The sequence below is a fragment of the Candidatus Electrothrix sp. genome (assembly GCF_052785085.1).
Genome location: NZ_JALAAI010000031.1, coordinates 1 through 16,610, shown reverse-complemented (window position 1 = coordinate 16,610; position 16,610 = coordinate 1). Strand labels below are relative to the sequence as shown.

Below are 16,610 nucleotides of genomic sequence, written 5' to 3'. Positions count from 1 at the left end.
TATGATCCGTTTTTTTATTATTATGGCGCTGGTCGTGGTTGGCGACCAGCTGACCAAGGTCTCGATTCTGGATAACTTTGCCCTGTATGATTCCACAGCTGTTATTCCAGGCTTTTTCAACCTGACCTTTCTTCGCAACAGCGGGGCCGCCTTTGGGATGCTTTCCGGGATGCCGCTGCTCTGGCGGCAGATCTTTTTCATCAGCATTGCGGTGGTGGCCCTGGTGGCACTTGTTCTTATGCAGCGCAAGATGGGAAAAGAGAACGCTTGGTACACCCTCTGCTTCGCCCTTATCGGGGGCGGGGCTGTGGGCAATGTGATTGATCGGGTGCTGTACGGCTCGGTGGTGGATTTTCTTGATTTCTATATCGGGAAATACCATTGGCCCGCCTTTAATGTGGCGGATTCAGCGATTTTCGTCGGCGTGACCATCTTTTTGTTGTTGCAGGTTTTTGAGGGGGAGGAGAAACAGGAAGTTGTGGAGCAGGAGGGGTAAAGGGATGCCGAAAAAATTATCTCCAATTACTCCCGGTGATGTCTTACTGGAAGAGTTTCTCAAACCTCTGGAAATATCGCAAAATCAGCTAGCCAGAGATCTTCATGTACCCGCAAACCGGATAAGCCAAATTATTCACGGCAAGCGGGAAATCACAGCAAATACAGCATTGCGCCTTGGCAGATACTTTGCTATTGAACCTGAATTTTGGCTGAGTTTACAGCTACGTTACAATATGAAAATAGCCAAAAGCAAGGTGGGGAGTAAAATCAAAAAAGAAGTGAAGGCTCGGTTAACTCAAGCTGGGCCGCATGACCTTGCAACGGCTTGATCTGTTGATGTGAAGAGCTTTTGATTCCGCTCCGGCTTTGCAGCTCCTGGGCATCACAGGCATGGTGTTATCCTGCGCCGGGTTGAAGGAACAGATTCCCCGGAAGATGAGTAAGTGCAGGCGGAGAAAATGGCGTTGCAGTGCTACAGAGCCATTTTCTCCCGCTACAGAATGACTTTTTCCTGCTACATGACGGGTTCTGCCTGTTACAGAACCTCTTTCTCCTGCTTCAGAGTGATTTCTGCCGCTTCGGGAAGGTTTTCTCCCGTTACAGCGAGAGATTTTCCTGTTACAAGACGAGTTTTTCCTGTACAGTGAATAATTGTCCGCCTTCGTTTCACGGGAATAGACCAACTATTTTTCTCGGGTATGGATCTGAAACGACAGAGAAGCCTACTGTCTTTTTTTGCATATTTTTCAAGAGAGTTTGATTGCATCATCTATCCTCTCAGTCAAGAAAAAATTTTGCTCATCTCTCGACAGAGAGTACGGCATAAGCTATGAACGGTTCAAACAAAGAAATTTTTAAAAAAGAATTGAGCCGCATGGAAATGCTCCGTCCTGACGGAGAACTTTCGAGCCTTTACTTTGTCCAGGAGAAGGAGCAGGCAGAACCAAGGATACGCATCGCGCTTGAACAGGCAGAGAAGTATCAGGCAGATGCTGTATACTTCCGTATTTTTCCGAACGATACCGCTCGATCCCCTCTTCCTCAAATTTATATCTATTACGACAGTTCGCTTTCTTTTGACGAATCCAAGTACGCCGGGCTGCATCGCCGACTTTGGAATGCCGGTATCCCTCCGTTGGTCTTTATCCTGACAGCCGGTCAGATAAAAATTCTCAATTGCCGCCAAGAACCTAAGATAGATAAAAATTCCCAAAAACCTCTATTCACTCCGTTCAATAAGCTCGAAAAGCTGCTTGCTACCGACCAGGCTTTTGCTGCGCGTGAAATTGCCACCGGAACCCTTTGGGAAAATCCGGCTTTTACAAACGATTTCGTCCTTGAAAAAACCGCGTATTTCAAGCTCCTCTCTCACCTCAAAGTATTCAGAAACAAACTGCTGAAACGAAAAATCCTTTCGGAACGCACTGTAAACCGTCTTCTGGTGATGGGTATTCTGATCAAGTATCTGAATGACCGTCAGGATTCTGCCGGAAATCGCGTTTTCGCGAAAGGATTCTTACGTCAATTTTCACATGCGGACAATGATGATGTTGCCTCCCTCTTTTCAGAGGAAGGAAGCTGTATAAAATTATTCGATCATTTGAGCAAGCATTTCAATGGCGGTATCTTTGATTTACCGAATGAGGAAAAGGAAGAACTTGAACAGGCCGACCTTGCAGAACTTGCAGCCTTCCTACGAGGCGATCAGGATCCAGGCTCGGGACAACTGCTCTTTTGGCCGCTTTACTCCTTTGAGGATCTGCCGGTTGAGTTGATCAGCAATATTTACGAGGAGTTTTTGGCTGCAAAAGACAAAGGTGTTGTCTATACACCGCCCATGCTGGTTGATTTCCTGCTGGACCAATGCCTGCCCCTTGATGCAGAAACACTTTCCTGGAAGATCCTTGACCCTGCCTGCGGCTCAGGTGTTTTCTTGGTCGGCGCATTTAAACGACTTATTCAATGCTGGCGTATAGCCAATGACTGGAAAAAACCTTCGTACAAAGAATTACAGAAAATTTTAAAAAATAATATCTTCGGGATCGACAAAGCCTCCGAAGCGGTTTTGGTCACCGCCTTCAGTCTCTGTGTTGCGCTCTGTGACGAACTAGAACCGTTGGTTATCTGGAAAAAACTTAAATTCGATAAATTACAGGATCGTAATCTGCTGGACAGGGATTTTTTTGAGGTCGTTCAGTCCGAAGAACTCAATAATCATTTTGACCTGGTTATCGGTAATCCGCCTTTTGACAGCAGGTTAACCACTGATACCGCAAAACAGATAGAAAAAACGCAGGTCAAGGAACGTCCCAAACTCCCGGACACCCAACTTGCCCTCCTTTTTCTGGAGCAGTCTTTTAAAGTTGCCAGTAAAGGAGGAACAGTTTGCCTGATTCAACCGGCAGGCCCCCTGCTCTATAATGGCAACGCCCGGCCTTTCCGCAGTTACCTCTTTGAACAATTCGCCGTTAATCAAATTCTCGATTTTACACCGCTTGAAGGGATACTGTTTAAGGCAAAAGTTGCAGCAGCAGCTGTGATCAGTCTAAATGCCCTTCCAGCTACAGAAAAAATATTACATCTCACTTTCCGCAGAACCAAGCCTCTCAAGGAAAAACTTCTATTTGAACTAGACCCTTATGACTTCCATTGGGTTTCGCGAGAATCGGTTCAGCAGAATCCGTATGTCTGGAAAACCAACTTGCTCGGCGGCGGCAGGCTGCATCGCATGCTGGATCAGCTGTTGACCGACGCTCCGACGTTGGGAGAGTATCTGGAGGAAAAGAGGGAGAATCATGGGTGGCAGTTTGGCGAAGGGTATAGTGTCGGATGCGGGAGTCGCTTAAATGATCTGCCCAATGCGAACGAATTTATTGAATTGTCCCCCAAAAAACGTATGGAGAAGTGTGGTCTGAAACGAACTCCAAAACTTGCACCTTGGATAACAGGAAAACAAAACGTTCCACCTCATGCATTGACATCAGAGGGGCTTAATTGGGATATCGTAAAGCCTATTGATAAACTTTTTTATGAAGAACCACGAAAAACTATTCAACAAATTTTTTCCGCTCCTCATGTATTGATCAGAGAAATTGTTGATGGAGCAGCTATTCCCGCAATGTACACGGATCAATATTCTGTATTTACTAATCAAATAATTGGAGTACATGCCCCGGATAGTGAACGTAATCAATTAAAGATCCTCGCTGAACGTTTAAACGATTCAAAACTCTTCGGGGGCTTAGCCACGTTGATTAGCGGAAGGATATTAGTTGGAAGGGCAAACTCATTATATCTCAGCGACATAATGGCACTGCCCTACCCCGACGACACGCACGACATTGATATAGCTTTCTGGGAACAAGCACTTATGAAGGATATTTCCAAGTATCTCGTTGAGTTCCGGCGTAAGGGTGAGAACGCTGCTGTTCTCTCTAAAGCAGATGAATCCGACTTGCAGAATTTCGGCACAATGTATTGCGATATCCTCAACCCAGTCTATAAAGAATTTCGCCCGTTACAACCTATTCCGCTTGGTTCTTTTATCTGCTACCCCTTTTGTTACGGCGACGAACCACAGATAGAGCTGCCGGATAAAGAACAGCTTGTTCCGTTTCTTGATGAACTGTTGCATCGCCGCCACAGCAGTCGTCTGTTCATCAACCGCATTCTCCGCCTCTACGAACAAAACATCATTTTCATGATTAAACCGAATCAGAAACGATACTGGCTCCGTTCCATTGCCCTTCGTGATGCTGATGAAACATTAATTGATCTTTTGGAGCAGGGATGCTGAATACCATAAATCAATCCCCTCCCGGACGAATGCTCGGCGGTATCGGAACCTTACTTGGCCCACCTCAAAATACGCAATTCAAAAAGGTGGTTGAAGTTATCAAAACAATCCTGCCGAAATTTGCCGAATCTGCCATGAACGATGCCATTGAGAATGAAGATGGTCTGAACAGCAAACTTACCCGCTTTATCACCAATGCTGCCGACCAAGAGAACTTCTTTGCAAACCGAGAAAGCATGGAAGACGAAAGACGTGGTAATAGTCCGGCGACTGATATCGGCATTTATCTCAAGGTGAATCCTGATACCGGAATTGATTCGCCACGGATTACCGTTTTCGAGGGAAAACGTCTTTCAACGAAATTGCCGAAAAAACGCCACCAGGAATATGTGATAGGACATAAAGAGAAAGAAAAACATGTGCCCTGCGGCGGCATAGAGCGTTTCAAGCTGGGCAAACACGGCAGAAAACTCAACTATGCCGGATTGATCGGCTATCTTCAGGATGGGACGCCAGAAACGTGGCATGAGAAAATCAATACCTGGATTCGCGAGCTGTGTGGACAGTCGTCTGAAGAACCAAAATGGTCAGATCAGGAGCAACTCAGGCCGAAGAAAAACAATGGCCGAGTTGCTGAATATGCATCAATTGTAAAACGAACGGATAACGAATTATGTATGACACATCTATGGATTTCCCTTGTCAGACCTGAACGGTGAGACAGGGATGTAAACAAAAAGTGATGCGATTCTTTTCCTACGAGTCGCTCAATGGTCATATCGTTGCCTGATTGATAATAATACTGTTCGGCAAGAATCATTCACCCACCCCACAAAAAACACTTGCAGTTTCCCCAAATCAGTTTCATACTTATTCTACATGCATATCCAGCGATACTATTCAACAATGATCGTCTTTGTCAATTTGGAAACATCGTTTCCGCGCCTGTCCCAGCCGGACAGGTTAAGCTAATACAGCGAGGTTATCTATGAAACAAGCGGAAGCTGCCTACTGGGTTGCTGCCATGTTAGGCACAAAGAAAGGGGTGTCCGATCTGAATGTTACGGTGGGCAAGAGCCTCCAGGTAGAGATCAACGGTGAGTTGACACCTGTTGAAGTAGATCCTCCGGTTGAGAAGCTTACTCCCTTTCAGACCGAAGTCTTTGCCCTTAATCTGATCAACGGTAACCAGCGTTTGCTCGGTGATCTGGTGCGAACCGGTTCCTGTGACCTCTCCTATGTACTGGGAGAAGGAGCGCGTTTCAGGGTCAATGTTTTTACCCAGAAAAACTGTTATTCTACCATTATGAGGAAATTGGAGACCACGATTCCCTCTATTGAGGACTTCGGTTTCCCACCATGCTTTTATGATATGGCGGAAGAGCGGAACGGGCTTATCCTCTTTACTGGCGGAACCGGAACGGGTAAAACCACCTCGTTGGCCTCTATTTTAAACCAGATCAATAAGACCCGATCAGTGCATCTTATTACCCTGGAAGACCCGATTGAGTATGTCCATCCCCATAAAAAAGCCACCTTTAATCAGCGCGAGCAGGGCGATGACTTTGATAGCTTTGCCAGCGGCCTGCGTTCGGCCCTGCGTCAGGCACCTAAGGTGATCTTGGTTGGTGAGATCCGTGACCGGGAGACCCTGGAAATCGCCTTGACTGCGGCGGAGACCGGTCATGTGGTTTTTTCATCCCTACATACCATTGATGCGGGCCAGACCCTGAACCGTATTATTGGTATGTTTGAGCATGATGAGCAGGAGCAGATCCGGGTCCGTCTGGCTGATACCATTCGTTGGGTGGTCAGCCAGCGCCTGCTGCCCAAGGTCGGGGGAGGACGGGTCGCATCTCAGGAGATTCTTCGCAGTAGTCTGCGTGTCACTGATCTTCTCTTGAACGGTGAGGATGTTGCAGCGGAAAAAACCTTTTATAATGTGATCCAGGAAGGCTCAACCCTGAGCATGAAAACCTTTGATCAGGATCTCCTTGACCTCTTTACCCGGGGCCTGATTGATGAAAAGGCTGCTATGACCTATTGCACCAATAAAAGTGTGATTAAGCGGGGCATGGATAATATTAAGTCAGCCCGAGGTGAGAGTACCACCAGCATTTCCGGACTGGCTATGGAGCAGGAAGAAGATGCATAGGAGGCGTAAGAGAAGAATTGATGCTGTGCCTAATGATGCAGAAGAAGCAAGGAGAAAAGAATGATCAGTAACTGTCCCCATTGCCAGGGTGCGCTGAAATTTAATGCAGCCCAAAAGGCAAAGATAGAACAGGCTCTGAAGGCATTAAAACCGGGTAAACGCCTGCCGCTGAAATGTCCGCATTGTAAAAAGCCCATGCAGCTTGATAGCAATGGAGAAACTGCCGAGGCAGCTCCACAAAAAGCTGCTGCAAAGACTGCTGAAAAAGAAGCTGCCACAACAGCTAAGGATGAAGAGAATGTGATTAAACCTCCTCCTCCGCCTCCGCTGGATTTTCTGGAGGAAAAGCAGGGCGGCATTCTGGAAGACAATGTCCGGGATGTACCAATGGCCTTGGTGTTGCATGCTGACGATGGCATTCGTCATCAGCTGGGAGCGGCTATGGAGGCCTTGGGCTATCAGGTAATGGAGTTAACCTCGGCCCAGGAGGCTGTAGATCAGGTCGGTTCTGTTAATTTTGCTACCATTGTCTTTCATACCGGCTTTGAGGGAGGCACTTTGGAAGACTCAATCTTTCATAATTTTATGCGCGAAATGCCCATGTCAAGAAGGAGAATGATCTTTTACATTCTTATTGGTCCCCAGTTCACGACCCTTTATGACATTCAAGCCCTTGCTAATAGTGCCAATCTGGTGGTTGCAGATAAGGATTTTAAAAATTTTCAACTGGTGCTGCATAAAGCCATTCCGTATTATGAGCAACTTTTCGGACCTCTTCTTGAAGAGCTAAGTAATTATGGGAAATAGTAATCCCTGTATTTAAGGAGAGATTGAGCGCTGTTTGAACCAGAGAACATCATCCATTGACAAGGGAGTGGGGGGCATAATAAAAAAAAAACAGTCTTTCAGTAGGAAACAGTTGTTTTTCAGAAATATCTTTGGTAAAAGTTTTGAACTTAGATCCTCGCCCATGGGGGGCGTTGGAGAAATAAAATAATTACCTTATACTGATGACCGGTATGGACCGGTGAACAGGGGAAAACACACACCCATGACTGAAAGTGGAATTCAGCCCGCAGCAGCGGCAGAAGAAAATGGCATGGAAGATATCAGTTTTGCTGAACTCTTCGAGCAGGAAGACAATAATACAGTAATCAATGTTCAGGAAGTGGCGATTGGAACCGTCGTGGATCTGAACAGCGATGCACTTCTCATTGATGTTGGTGATAAGGCAGAAAGCTATATCGCTATTGGAGAATTTCGTAAGGAAGATCCTGATCGCGAGATTAAAATCGGTGATCAGTTTGAAGTCTTCATTGAGAAGAGAAAGGAAGAGGGCGGTCTGCTGCTGTCCCGGGAAAAAGCCATTGCCATTAAAGTCTGGGAACAGATTGCCACAATCCAGGAAGAGGATGGGACCATTGAAGGGCGCATTGACAACCGGGTTAAGGGTGGCATGTCTGTTGATATCGGTGTTCCTGCCTTCCTGCCGTATTCACAGATTGACCTGCGTCCGGTCAAAGACCTTGATGCTCTGATTGGCGAGACCTTTGAATTTAAGATTCTGAAATTCAACCGTAAGCGCAATAACGTGGTTATTTCCCGTCGGGCTATTCTGGAAGACCAGCGCTCGCAGTTGCGTGAACAGATGCGGGCGACCCTGGGAGAGGGCCAGACCATTCGTGGTGCCATCACCAATATCACCGATTATGGACTGTTCATTGATCTGGGCGGTATGGACGGACTCTGTCATATCACTGATCTGTCTTGGGGCCGGGTTTCTCACCCCTCCAAGCTGTATACTGTGGGTGAAGAGATTGAGGTTAAGGTTCTTAAATATGACCAGGATTCCGATCGCGTTTCCCTTGGTGTAAAACAGCTCAAATCTGATCCGTGGGAAATGGTTCCGGAAACCTATCCGATGGGCGCAAAAGTCAGTGGTAAGGTTGTTTCCATTACTGATTATGGTGCCTTTGTTGAGCTGGAAGAAGGGGTTGAAGGTTTGGTTCATATCTCTGAGATGAGCTGGTCCAAGAAGCCGCGTCATCCTTCCAAGATTGTCAGCGTTGGCTCTGAAATTGATGTGCAGGTACTGAAGGTTGAAGCTGAGACCAAGCGTATTTCTCTTGGCATGAAGCAACTCCAGCCTAATCCCTGGGATCTGGTGGAAGAAAGCTATCCCATCGGTGCAGTAATTGAAGGTAAGATTAAAAATATCACGGATTTTGGTGTCTTTATCGGTATTGAAGAGGGCATTGACGGTCTGATTCATGTGTCTGACCTCTCCTGGACCGAACGTATCAAGCATCCTTCGGAGAAGTATGCAAAGGGTGAAGCTATTCAGGCTGTTGTGCTAAAAATTGATAAAGAGAATGAGCGCTTCTCCCTTGGTGTGAAGCAACTGGAGCCAGATCCTTGGCAGGCTGCTGTGAGCAACTACCCCACCGGAAGTCTGGTTGAGGGTAAGATTACCAATATCACGGATTTTGGTGTCTTTGTTCAGCTTGAAAAAGGGATTGAAGGCTTGGTGCATGTTTCTGAAATCAGCCGTGATAAGATCAAAACTCCGGTTGGCATGTTCAATGTTGGAGATATGCTGAAAACAGCTGTTATCAATGTATCTGCTGCTGATCGCAAGATTGGCCTTTCATTAAAAGCCCTTGAAGGGGGTGAGGCTGAAGAGAGTGGAGACAATGCCAAAAAAGGAGGCGGGACTGAGGAAACGGCTCAGAAACAGCCTGCTGCTACCAAGGCAAGCTCTGGTCCGTCAACCTTTGGTGATCTGCTCAAGGCTGCTGCCAGCACAGAAGAAGAGGAAGAGGAAGCTTCTGACAACAACTAACCTTTCTTTATAAAAAGCCCAACACCTTAAGGGTATGATTTCTTGCTACTTAGTACGCAGGAGGTCGTACCCTTTCCTGTTGTAGCTTCAGGAAAATCGTGGAACCGTGTAGTGCGGTGACACAACGAATTATTATGATCAATTAAAGAATTATTTAAAAAGGATGCAATATGCTCAAGCGTGAATTAGTGAGTGAGGTGACTGAGCAGTTAGATGGTTACTACAAACAGGATATAGCTCAGGCTGTTGATATTATATTGGAAAATATAACTCAGGCACTGACAGAAGGGCGACGGGTTGAAATTCGGGGGTTTGGGAGTTTTTCGGTGAGAACACGTAAGCCGCGCACGACGAAAAATCCAAAGACCGGTAAAATGATGGATATCCCGGCAAGAAAAACGTTGCATTTCACGATGAGTAAGTCCCTTAAGGAAGTCCTTATTGAGGAGTAAGGAAGAAAAAAAACACTCCCTTATTGCAATACTTTGTAATCGTGTTTGCAAAAGAAAAGCCGATCAGTCTTGGTTGTCAGATCAAGATTGATCGGCTTTTTTTATGTTTTGGGTTTATAAAAATGCAGAGCAGGTTTATCTATCTGCCTGACGAGGTCAGGAGCTGACGATTTGCAGTAATGAGACGCTCAGCAATCACCCGCATCATCAGTTTTTGAATAGATTCTGCCAAGAGAGGCTCTTCCTGTTTAATGGTTTCCATAGCATCTTTGGTAAGTCGGTAGACAACTGTATTGGTGTCAGCCACTATTGTTGCTGTTCTGGGGATATTGAGACAGTATCCAATTTCACCGACCATCGTACCAATGCAAATGGTTTGCAGACGAATCGGATACTGATTACCAGTTTGAATATAGATTGAAATTTGGCCTGACTCAACGAAATATACAGAATCTGAGGTCTCGCCCTGTCGTATTAACAGTTCTTTGGCACTCAGGGTGGAACGTTGCAAGTATGACCTTAAGAGGCGTATTTGTTCTTTTTTAAACCCCTTTGCAAAGAGCTGTAACGGCAAGGCAAGGCCATCTTTCTGTTTCTTGTCTGATTGAAGCAAGGTGTCCTCAGACCAGGACAGTGCCCTGTCCAGATCAGAGACAAAACGTAACGATTTTTTATTGTCCTTGATGCCGTTATGCTGCATTTGTTGTTTGAGCTGCGGTGATAATGAACTGAGTATCACTGTAAAATTAAGCGAGTCTGCAAGATAAAGGATACGGGTAAAACAAAAGGCTGCTGAAGAATCCACCCCTGTGACCCGGCGAAAGTCAATAATCAAATGTTGCAGGGGCAGGCTTGCCCGCAGCCGCAATTGCAACTCACTGAGAATAGCGTTGGCTGTGCCAAAAAAAATAAAACCATGCAGTTCAAGAATGTGTGAGTGCCAACCCAATCTGACCAATTGTTTGCGTTCTCGTGAGGAGCGTAAGACATTGCTGGTCAGTTCTGCCCCGGAAAGTTTGCGATAAAAAATATCGGTCTGGCTATAGCTGATTACAAAGGTGAACATCATGACGACAAAGCCCAGCACGATACCGGTCATAAAGTTGGTCGTCATAATTGTCAAGCCGATGACTGTAATCACGCCATAATCAACCAGCGGCAGAGAGCGCCATTTTTTGATCAGCCAGTTATAGAGAAAGAGGATTCCTTGAAAAATCAGCAGCCCCCCTAAAACGGCTTTAGGGACATAAGAAAGCAGGTCTCGGCCAAAGAAGAAGATGAGCAGGGGCATAATGCCAACAATAACGCCTAACAAACGTGTCCGGGTTGCGGTCATATTACGGCCCAATGAGGTCGTACCTAACGAATGAAAGCCAATCATGCCGCCTGCCAACGAAGAAAGAATATTTGTTTTGCCAGCAGCCTGAAGCTCAAGGTTCAGGTTCATATCTTTCCGGTCACTCATTTCTATCCCGCTAAGATTGAGCAGCAGGGTAATAGGGGTAATAATGAGAACAGCGCCGATGCCTCCCGATTGTTCCCGGATCAGATCCCAGCGAGCAGAAAAAAAATGGCTTGGATTGATAAAAGGCCAGCCAGCTGCCTCTGTCATATCACCGAGCAAAAAACCTGCATTCGCAGCGTCTTTGATATTAATGTCACTCGAGAACAGGAGAAGGTAGAAGAGGAGTCCTTCTGCAAGAATGAGACCGGGTAGTGCTAAGGTGTGTTTAATGCTCCGTGTCCCGATAAAAAGGAGGATGCCAAACAGAAATCCAGGACCCCAGAGTTCCAGCTGAGCCCCGGCAAATAAATCAATCAGTTTGCTTGCGCTGAGCTTATAATCGATCATGGTCTCTACTCCACCAAAGATCAACATGATACCTGTTCCTGCCATAAAACCACCAATGACAGGGTAAGGCAGGTAACGTGCCAATATTCCCAGCTTGAACTTACCCAGCAGGATGAGGCTTATACCATTGAGGACCGTTGTAAGAGTGACGAACACCAGGATAGTGGGGAGTGCTGTTTCTGATGAAGCGAGAGAGGCTCCTATGGCAGAAATTGATGTTGCCATGACAACAAGAGGCGCATCCTGTAAGCCTGCAAGAATACCTTTGTTCTCTGAGAATAAGGTGATACTGAGGGAGCTGATGGAAACCGTGACCAAGGCCATAGCTATTCCTCTGTGAAACTCTGATGCCAGCGGGCCGATAAAAATAAGGCTGGTCAGGGAGATGGAGAAAATGCTCAATAGTGTTCCGAGTAGTATACCAGCAATGATCGTAGAGAACCACTCCGGTACATTTTCCCGAAAATTAAATCGGCCCCTGCTTGTTTCTTCTTGTGGTTCCAATGACATACTATTTTAAATAGTTCCTGCTGCGAGTATCAGTGAATCTGGGTAGCAGGACATTCTGACCAGTTATGGTGAATGTTGCGGCGCTCTCTGGAAATAGTGGAAAAAATGTGTCCATACTCAGCTGGTAATTTTTACTAATAACATTTCACCAATAACATACGTCTATACCTCCATAAACAAGAAGATTTTTTCAGCCTTAAGGCTTAAGGAATGGAGACTTTTTTTCGGAGCAGATTTTTTACAGAGGTGCCGTTACTGGCGTTTTTCGCCTTATTTTTCTTGAGATCTTTGATGTTATCAGCCACGCATTTATACTGTTCCCAGCCTGCAAGCTTAGCATCCAGATTCACATGTTCCCATTTTTCATGACCATTTTTTTTCAGCCATGCCTCGTTACTGTAAATAATTCTAGCTACTTCTCCAACATTTTTACAGTTCTGGTGATTGTCATCATAAGCATAACTCATAAGGACAGCCTTGACAGCAAAGGTGTTAACCGAATCTTTTTGCCAATTATATGTTCCAGCTGGAATAGTTGAAGGTACATAATGCTCGGCAATACGTTGGTCGGTTATGGGAAGTAAATGGAGTTTTTCTGTGTAGATGCTTGAAAAAAGGCTGACCGGATACCCGGAAATATAAAACATTGCATCAATGACCTCTGAGCGAAGGAGCATAAGGGCTTTTTTGGAACCAATATGTTTGGTTTCACTTGGTGTGACCCCTGCCATTTCAAAGAGAAGAGAAGCGGTCAGGGCTGTGCCGCTACCTTTAGAACCAATGGCAACGACCTTTCCGTCCAGGTCAGCAAACGATTTGATGGATCGGGAGGCCAAAATATGGACTTCCTCATTATAGAGCGGGAAGATCATCCTGATTTGTTTTGCGATAGTATTGAGCTGTTGGTCACCAGAAGAGCGGATAGAGGCCAAAACATCTGACTGGACAATGCCCAGTTGAATATCTTTGCGTTCGTACACATCTGCAACATTGTCTAAGGACCCATTGGAAGGGTGGACGTCAAGATAGATTCCCTCATGTTTGACCAGCTTGGAGATATCAGATCCTATCTGGATGTATGTCCCCTTTGTACCCCCGGTAACGATACCCATATCAGTTGCTGCAAGGAGATTGGAACTCGCTGAAAAACTAAAGAAAAAAACAACAAGTGCGAAGAGTGTTTTCTGTGAATTTAAGGAGGTCATAATGTTTGCACCATTTGCCTGAGTATTTTCTTTCATGTGTTATTGTGAGTCTGCTACATATATTCTGCTTGAATTTAAAAAAATATTTAATTTCCCTATTATTCTCTAAAGAGGATCTGGTGTCAACTGACGAATGAGTGAAAGCCTGAAAAATAGAAAGTTTTCTGGGCACTGTTTCTGCAAAATTTCAGGGAGAAAAACAAAGAGAAAGAAGAGTGAAGTTGAGCGTATTGTTTTTTTTCTTTTTTTTTCTTTCTGTTGCGTTTGGAAGGCAGGCTCTATATACGAAGAAATAGTCCTTAAACCAGCGCCAGACAGCACGAGGATGCTCAAAAAAAAGAGCGCGCCAATAGCCGTATCCGCAGAGGTGACCATAGTAGAGTTGCACCCACCAACGGGATGGGAGAAAAGTATCCTTAAGAAGTTGTGGCAGTGTAAGCAGGTTAGTTTTTCGAAAACGACGTTGAGGCCATCCTTGGTAGGGCTGACCTGCCTCATGGGCATGTTCTTTAATGGGGAGGTTGAAGCGATTGATCACCTGTTCTTGCAAGGGTGTCAGGCCATGGAACCGTGAAAGGACATTGGTCATTGTTGGCCAATTTTTTTTAAGCATATTTTGATCAAGTTGCTCAGAGTATTTTTCAATAAGAGTGACCAAGTCAGCAACGTGAATCAATCGAAAGGGTTCATAGGTCAGGGGTGCCTGAAAGCCGTGCAGGTAGACATACCAGAGGGTCTCTTCAAGGGAAAGGGTGTGGGCTGTGATATTGTTGATACTGAAGGTATGTTTGTTTGGCAAGAGTGTTTCCAAAGACCAGGCTGGATAACAGGGATGAGCGGGAAAAAGACAGCGGTGCAGTTCAATGGTTACAGGCAGGCCTGCAATGGTTTTTACCAGGGGTGGGAGGTGGTAATAGTCTTTCGGGATGTCATACTTCTCAGCTGGGAGGTAACCATGAGTAAGCAGGATCTCCTGAGCTACAGCAAGATCCTTTTCGCTCACCAATAAATCAATATCCCGCATAGGGCGTAAGCCAGGCTCTGTATAGAGAAAATGACAGAGCGCAATCCCCTTGACTGTCATCACCTGGATATTAGCCGCAGCAAACCAGGTAAGAATTTCAGCAACAGCATTGAGGCGGAGAGTATTTGCCTGTCTGTTCCGTAAATACAGGCTTCGTAATAATCTTTTAAAATGTGCAGGGAGTTGGCAGCTTATCTGTTGACTGTGATGATAGAGCAAAGGAGAAAGACCTTGCTGTTCCGCCATATGCAGGAGTTGGTTCCATAAATCAGCTTCTGCATTTTCCTGAAAACAAAGCAGGGCCTGTTGCAGCTGAGAATACATCATCTCATGGCCGGTATCACGAGCACATAGTGAGAGAATTCTTCTAATCATTTTTCTGATAATGCTTCCAGACCTACATGGGCAAAAAGATCAGGCAGGAGTTCGTTGCAATCAGTCAAGTTGCTGTATGTTATTGTATAGGCCGGTATTGAGCGGGCAAGCTCAACAAGCTGGTGAAAACCATGATCCGGTAAGTTACGGGCATTGACATCACAGGTCATGAGCAGAGCTGATGTCCGGGCCGGTGAAATCTTTTCGACCTGAAGGGGGGCATCGGCTTGGTAGTGTGGAAAAAGCAGCAGAGCAAGGGGTGGAGCAAGTGGAGAAAAATCCGGGTTAAGTAGCCTGTGAGGCAACATAGCTCCTTGTTGGTCGAGAAAAATATTCCGGTTCGCGGGCAGGATCTCCTGAATGGCAGCAAGAGAACCGGGTTTGATGCAACAAGGTCTTGGAAAAGGAGTCACCGTGCTGGAATCGTCTGCCGCTAACAGGATCAGCTCATCGGTCAGGTACGAACAACGGCATTGACAATGATCAGAGGTCAGCCAGGCTGTGACCGTGCTTTTCCCAGAACCGCTTTGACCAGGCAGCAGGATGGTGCCTCCTTTATAGGCAACTGCTGCGCTGTGAAGGGCAACCCCGTCTGTACGATGATTAATCAGGTGAAAGATGACCTGGTCAAACAGGCTTGCAGCAAACTGGACGTTGAGCGGGCCGCTAAAAAAAGTTCCTTCTCTGTTTGTGAGGATGTAGTGCTCTCCTTCTTTGTTCTGTGAGATAGTCAATATTGCTTCTCCAGAGAAATCAGAATTTGATGATGCACGCAGGTCGCTAAAGAGAAAGTCCAAGAATTGAAGGGTGTTGTTGTCGGTATAATGGATTTCAACAGATAGCCCAGCAAAACCAACAGAATATACAGAAGGCATATTAAAATTTATTCCTGCAAGGTGGCAATATTATTCTTGAGCAGTAGGGTGATGACATTGGCGACATCGCCTGCTATTTGCTGGCTGTTCTCCTGATAGGATGCTGTCAGAATATCAATGATATCTGCTGTGCTTCTTTGTCCATTGCAGAGTTCCCAGATAAGGGCACCGGTTTCATTCAGATAGAGCGAAGTCGTAAGGGTTGGATGGTAAACGGTAATTTCATTCGCTATCCGTTCGAGAAGATAGTTGGGCTCCAGGATAATTTTCTTTTGCATATCTTCAGAAGACATCTTCATGGGTAGCACCTGTCTTTACTTTTTGTTTTTTCTTCGTTTCAAGGGAACCGATGCCTGTACAGCCTTAAGATACCGTTTACCTATGGTGAGGTCAACAGCCTTTACAGCGTCCTTGTTCTGTTCAGAAAGTATAATGCGTTCTCCCAGGCAATCAGAAAAATTCAGATTTGTCTCGTAAAGGAAACAGCTTGCCAGGTACTTTCCCTTTTCCGTATCCACAGGACTGCGGCTGTCACCTGCTTTTTTTCGTCGTTCCAGGCGCGGGTCATGAGGGTATGTCAGGCAAAGCTCCTCCCGTGCACGGGTCATACCAACATAAAAAAGACGTCGCTCGTCTTCAATATCCTCAGCTTCCAGTTCTCCTTTGTCCTGACGAAACGGTATAATTCCTTCTTCCAGGCCTGGGAGAATCACCAGGGGCCACTCCAGCCCTTTGGCGCGATGAATAGAGGTGATGAGCAGGCTGTCATGCTTGGAACTGAGATTCTTTTCTGTTCCTTTTTGAGCGAGTGTTTCAATTTCATGAAGAAAATCATCTACTGGCAGCCCTGTGCTCCGGGCAAAACGAATAAAGGATTGGCAGGCTTTGATCTTATTCTCCAGCAATTCAGAGCCTAAACTTTTTTCAATATGAGAATAGCGCAATGAGAAATTTTGGGCGCAACTATCCCGCCTCTTCAATTTAGACATGTTTGAAAAGTTAGGTTACCCTCTGGTTGTTTGTTTT

14 protein-coding genes are annotated in these 16,610 nt (G+C 45.8%); 8 read left to right on the top strand and 6 right to left on the bottom strand.

Annotated features, from left to right (window positions below; all coding sequences use genetic code 11):
• Window position 1 precedes the first annotated feature (1 nt).
• The 8 genes from lspA to L2082_RS07100 all read left to right on the top strand — a co-directional run bounded on the left by lspA (window position 2) and on the right by L2082_RS07100 (window position 9,743).
• Complete coding sequence (gene lspA / locus L2082_RS07135) at window positions 2-496, top strand: signal peptidase II (RefSeq protein WP_446007935.1); 495 nt, start codon at window positions 2-4, stop codon at window positions 494-496.
• Between the two features lie 4 nt (window positions 497-500).
• On the top strand, window positions 501-827 hold the full coding sequence (locus L2082_RS07130) for a HigA family addiction module antitoxin (RefSeq protein ID WP_446007936.1): 327 nt from the start codon (window positions 501-503) through the stop codon (window positions 825-827).
• A gap of 500 nt (window positions 828-1,327) precedes the next feature.
• Window positions 1,328-4,294, top strand: coding sequence for an HsdM family class I SAM-dependent methyltransferase (locus L2082_RS07125; protein WP_446007937.1), 2,967 nt, complete (start codon window positions 1,328-1,330; stop codon window positions 4,292-4,294).
• Window positions 4,288-5,013, top strand: a complete 726-nt coding sequence (locus L2082_RS07120) for a hypothetical protein (protein ID WP_446007938.1) — start codon at window positions 4,288-4,290, stop codon at window positions 5,011-5,013. The genes L2082_RS07125 and L2082_RS07120 overlap by 7 nt, the downstream gene beginning before the upstream one ends.
• 269 nt (window positions 5,014-5,282) lie before the next feature.
• Window positions 5,283-6,449: a type IV pilus twitching motility protein PilT gene (locus tag L2082_RS07115; protein ID WP_446007939.1), complete on the top strand. Its 1,167-nt coding sequence runs from the start codon at window positions 5,283-5,285 to the stop codon at window positions 6,447-6,449.
• 60 nt (window positions 6,450-6,509) lie between these two features.
• Window positions 6,510-7,256, top strand: coding sequence for a hypothetical protein (locus tag L2082_RS07110; RefSeq protein WP_446007940.1), 747 nt, complete (start codon window positions 6,510-6,512; stop codon window positions 7,254-7,256).
• Between the two features lie 244 nt (window positions 7,257-7,500).
• Window positions 7,501-9,291 carry a 30S ribosomal protein S1 gene (locus L2082_RS07105; RefSeq protein WP_446007941.1) on the top strand — a complete coding sequence of 597 codons (1,791 nt, stop codon included), beginning with the start codon at window positions 7,501-7,503 and terminating at the stop codon, window positions 9,289-9,291.
• 170 nt (window positions 9,292-9,461) lie between these two features.
• Complete coding sequence (locus tag L2082_RS07100) at window positions 9,462-9,743, top strand: HU family DNA-binding protein (protein ID WP_446007942.1); 282 nt, start codon at window positions 9,462-9,464, stop codon at window positions 9,741-9,743.
• Between the two features lie 139 nt (window positions 9,744-9,882).
• Here the strand turns inward: L2082_RS07100 and L2082_RS07095 are convergent, their stop codons facing one another.
• The 6 genes from L2082_RS07095 to L2082_RS07070 form a co-directional block, all read right to left on the bottom strand.
• Entirely contained in the window at window positions 9,883-12,105 is a 2,223-nt protein-coding gene (locus L2082_RS07095; protein ID WP_446007943.1) for an SLC26A/SulP transporter family protein, read from the bottom strand.
• A 203-nt stretch (window positions 12,106-12,308) separates the two neighbouring features.
• Entirely contained in the window at window positions 12,309-13,346 is a 1,038-nt protein-coding gene (locus tag L2082_RS07090; RefSeq protein ID WP_446011566.1) for a TAXI family TRAP transporter solute-binding subunit, read from the bottom strand.
• A 151-nt stretch (window positions 13,347-13,497) separates the two neighbouring features.
• The gene (locus tag L2082_RS07085; RefSeq protein WP_446007945.1) at window positions 13,498-14,709 is read right to left on the bottom strand and encodes a nucleotidyltransferase domain-containing protein; all 1,212 of its coding nucleotides are present in this window, start codon (window positions 14,707-14,709) and stop codon (window positions 13,498-13,500) included.
• On the bottom strand, window positions 14,706-15,584 hold the full coding sequence (locus L2082_RS07080) for a hypothetical protein (protein WP_446007946.1): 879 nt from the start codon (window positions 15,582-15,584) through the stop codon (window positions 14,706-14,708). Before L2082_RS07080 ends, L2082_RS07085 begins: the two co-directional genes overlap by 4 nt.
• An 8-nt stretch (window positions 15,585-15,592) precedes the next feature.
• Window positions 15,593-15,883: a PqqD family protein gene (locus L2082_RS07075; protein ID WP_446007947.1), complete on the bottom strand. Its 291-nt coding sequence runs from the start codon at window positions 15,881-15,883 to the stop codon at window positions 15,593-15,595.
• Between the two features lie 15 nt (window positions 15,884-15,898).
• Entirely contained in the window at window positions 15,899-16,573 is a 675-nt protein-coding gene (locus L2082_RS07070) for a 3'-5' exonuclease (RefSeq protein WP_446007948.1), read from the bottom strand.
• Between the last annotated feature and the right edge of the window lie 37 nt (window positions 16,574-16,610).

Excerpts from the sequence above, each read along its gene's own strand:
- lspA (WP_446007935.1), top strand. The coding sequence starts at position 2 with ATGATCCGTTTTTTTATTATTATGGCGCTGGTCGTGGTTGGCGACCAG.
- L2082_RS07130 (WP_446007936.1), top strand. The coding sequence starts at position 501 with ATGCCGAAAAAATTATCTCCAATTACTCCCGGTGATGTCTTACTGGAA.
- L2082_RS07125 (WP_446007937.1), top strand. The coding sequence starts at position 1,328 with ATGAACGGTTCAAACAAAGAAATTTTTAAAAAAGAATTGAGCCGCATG.
- L2082_RS07120 (WP_446007938.1), top strand. The coding sequence starts at position 4,288 with ATGCTGAATACCATAAATCAATCCCCTCCCGGACGAATGCTCGGCGGT.
- L2082_RS07115 (WP_446007939.1), top strand. The coding sequence starts at position 5,283 with ATGAAACAAGCGGAAGCTGCCTACTGGGTTGCTGCCATGTTAGGCACA.
- L2082_RS07110 (WP_446007940.1), top strand. The coding sequence starts at position 6,510 with ATGATCAGTAACTGTCCCCATTGCCAGGGTGCGCTGAAATTTAATGCA.
- L2082_RS07105 (WP_446007941.1), top strand. The coding sequence starts at position 7,501 with ATGACTGAAAGTGGAATTCAGCCCGCAGCAGCGGCAGAAGAAAATGGC.
- L2082_RS07100 (WP_446007942.1), top strand. The coding sequence starts at position 9,462 with ATGCTCAAGCGTGAATTAGTGAGTGAGGTGACTGAGCAGTTAGATGGT.
- L2082_RS07095 (WP_446007943.1), bottom strand. The coding sequence starts at position 12,105 with ATGTCATTGGAACCACAAGAAGAAACAAGCAGGGGCCGATTTAATTTT.
- L2082_RS07090 (WP_446011566.1), bottom strand. The coding sequence starts at position 13,346 with ATGAAAGAAAATACTCAGGCAAATGGTGCAAACATTATGACCTCCTTA.
- L2082_RS07085 (WP_446007945.1), bottom strand. The coding sequence starts at position 14,709 with ATGATTAGAAGAATTCTCTCACTATGTGCTCGTGATACCGGCCATGAG.
- L2082_RS07080 (WP_446007946.1), bottom strand. The coding sequence starts at position 15,584 with ATGCCTTCTGTATATTCTGTTGGTTTTGCTGGGCTATCTGTTGAAATC.
- L2082_RS07075 (WP_446007947.1), bottom strand. The coding sequence starts at position 15,883 with ATGAAGATGTCTTCTGAAGATATGCAAAAGAAAATTATCCTGGAGCCC.
- L2082_RS07070 (WP_446007948.1), bottom strand. The coding sequence starts at position 16,573 with ATGTCTAAATTGAAGAGGCGGGATAGTTGCGCCCAAAATTTCTCATTG.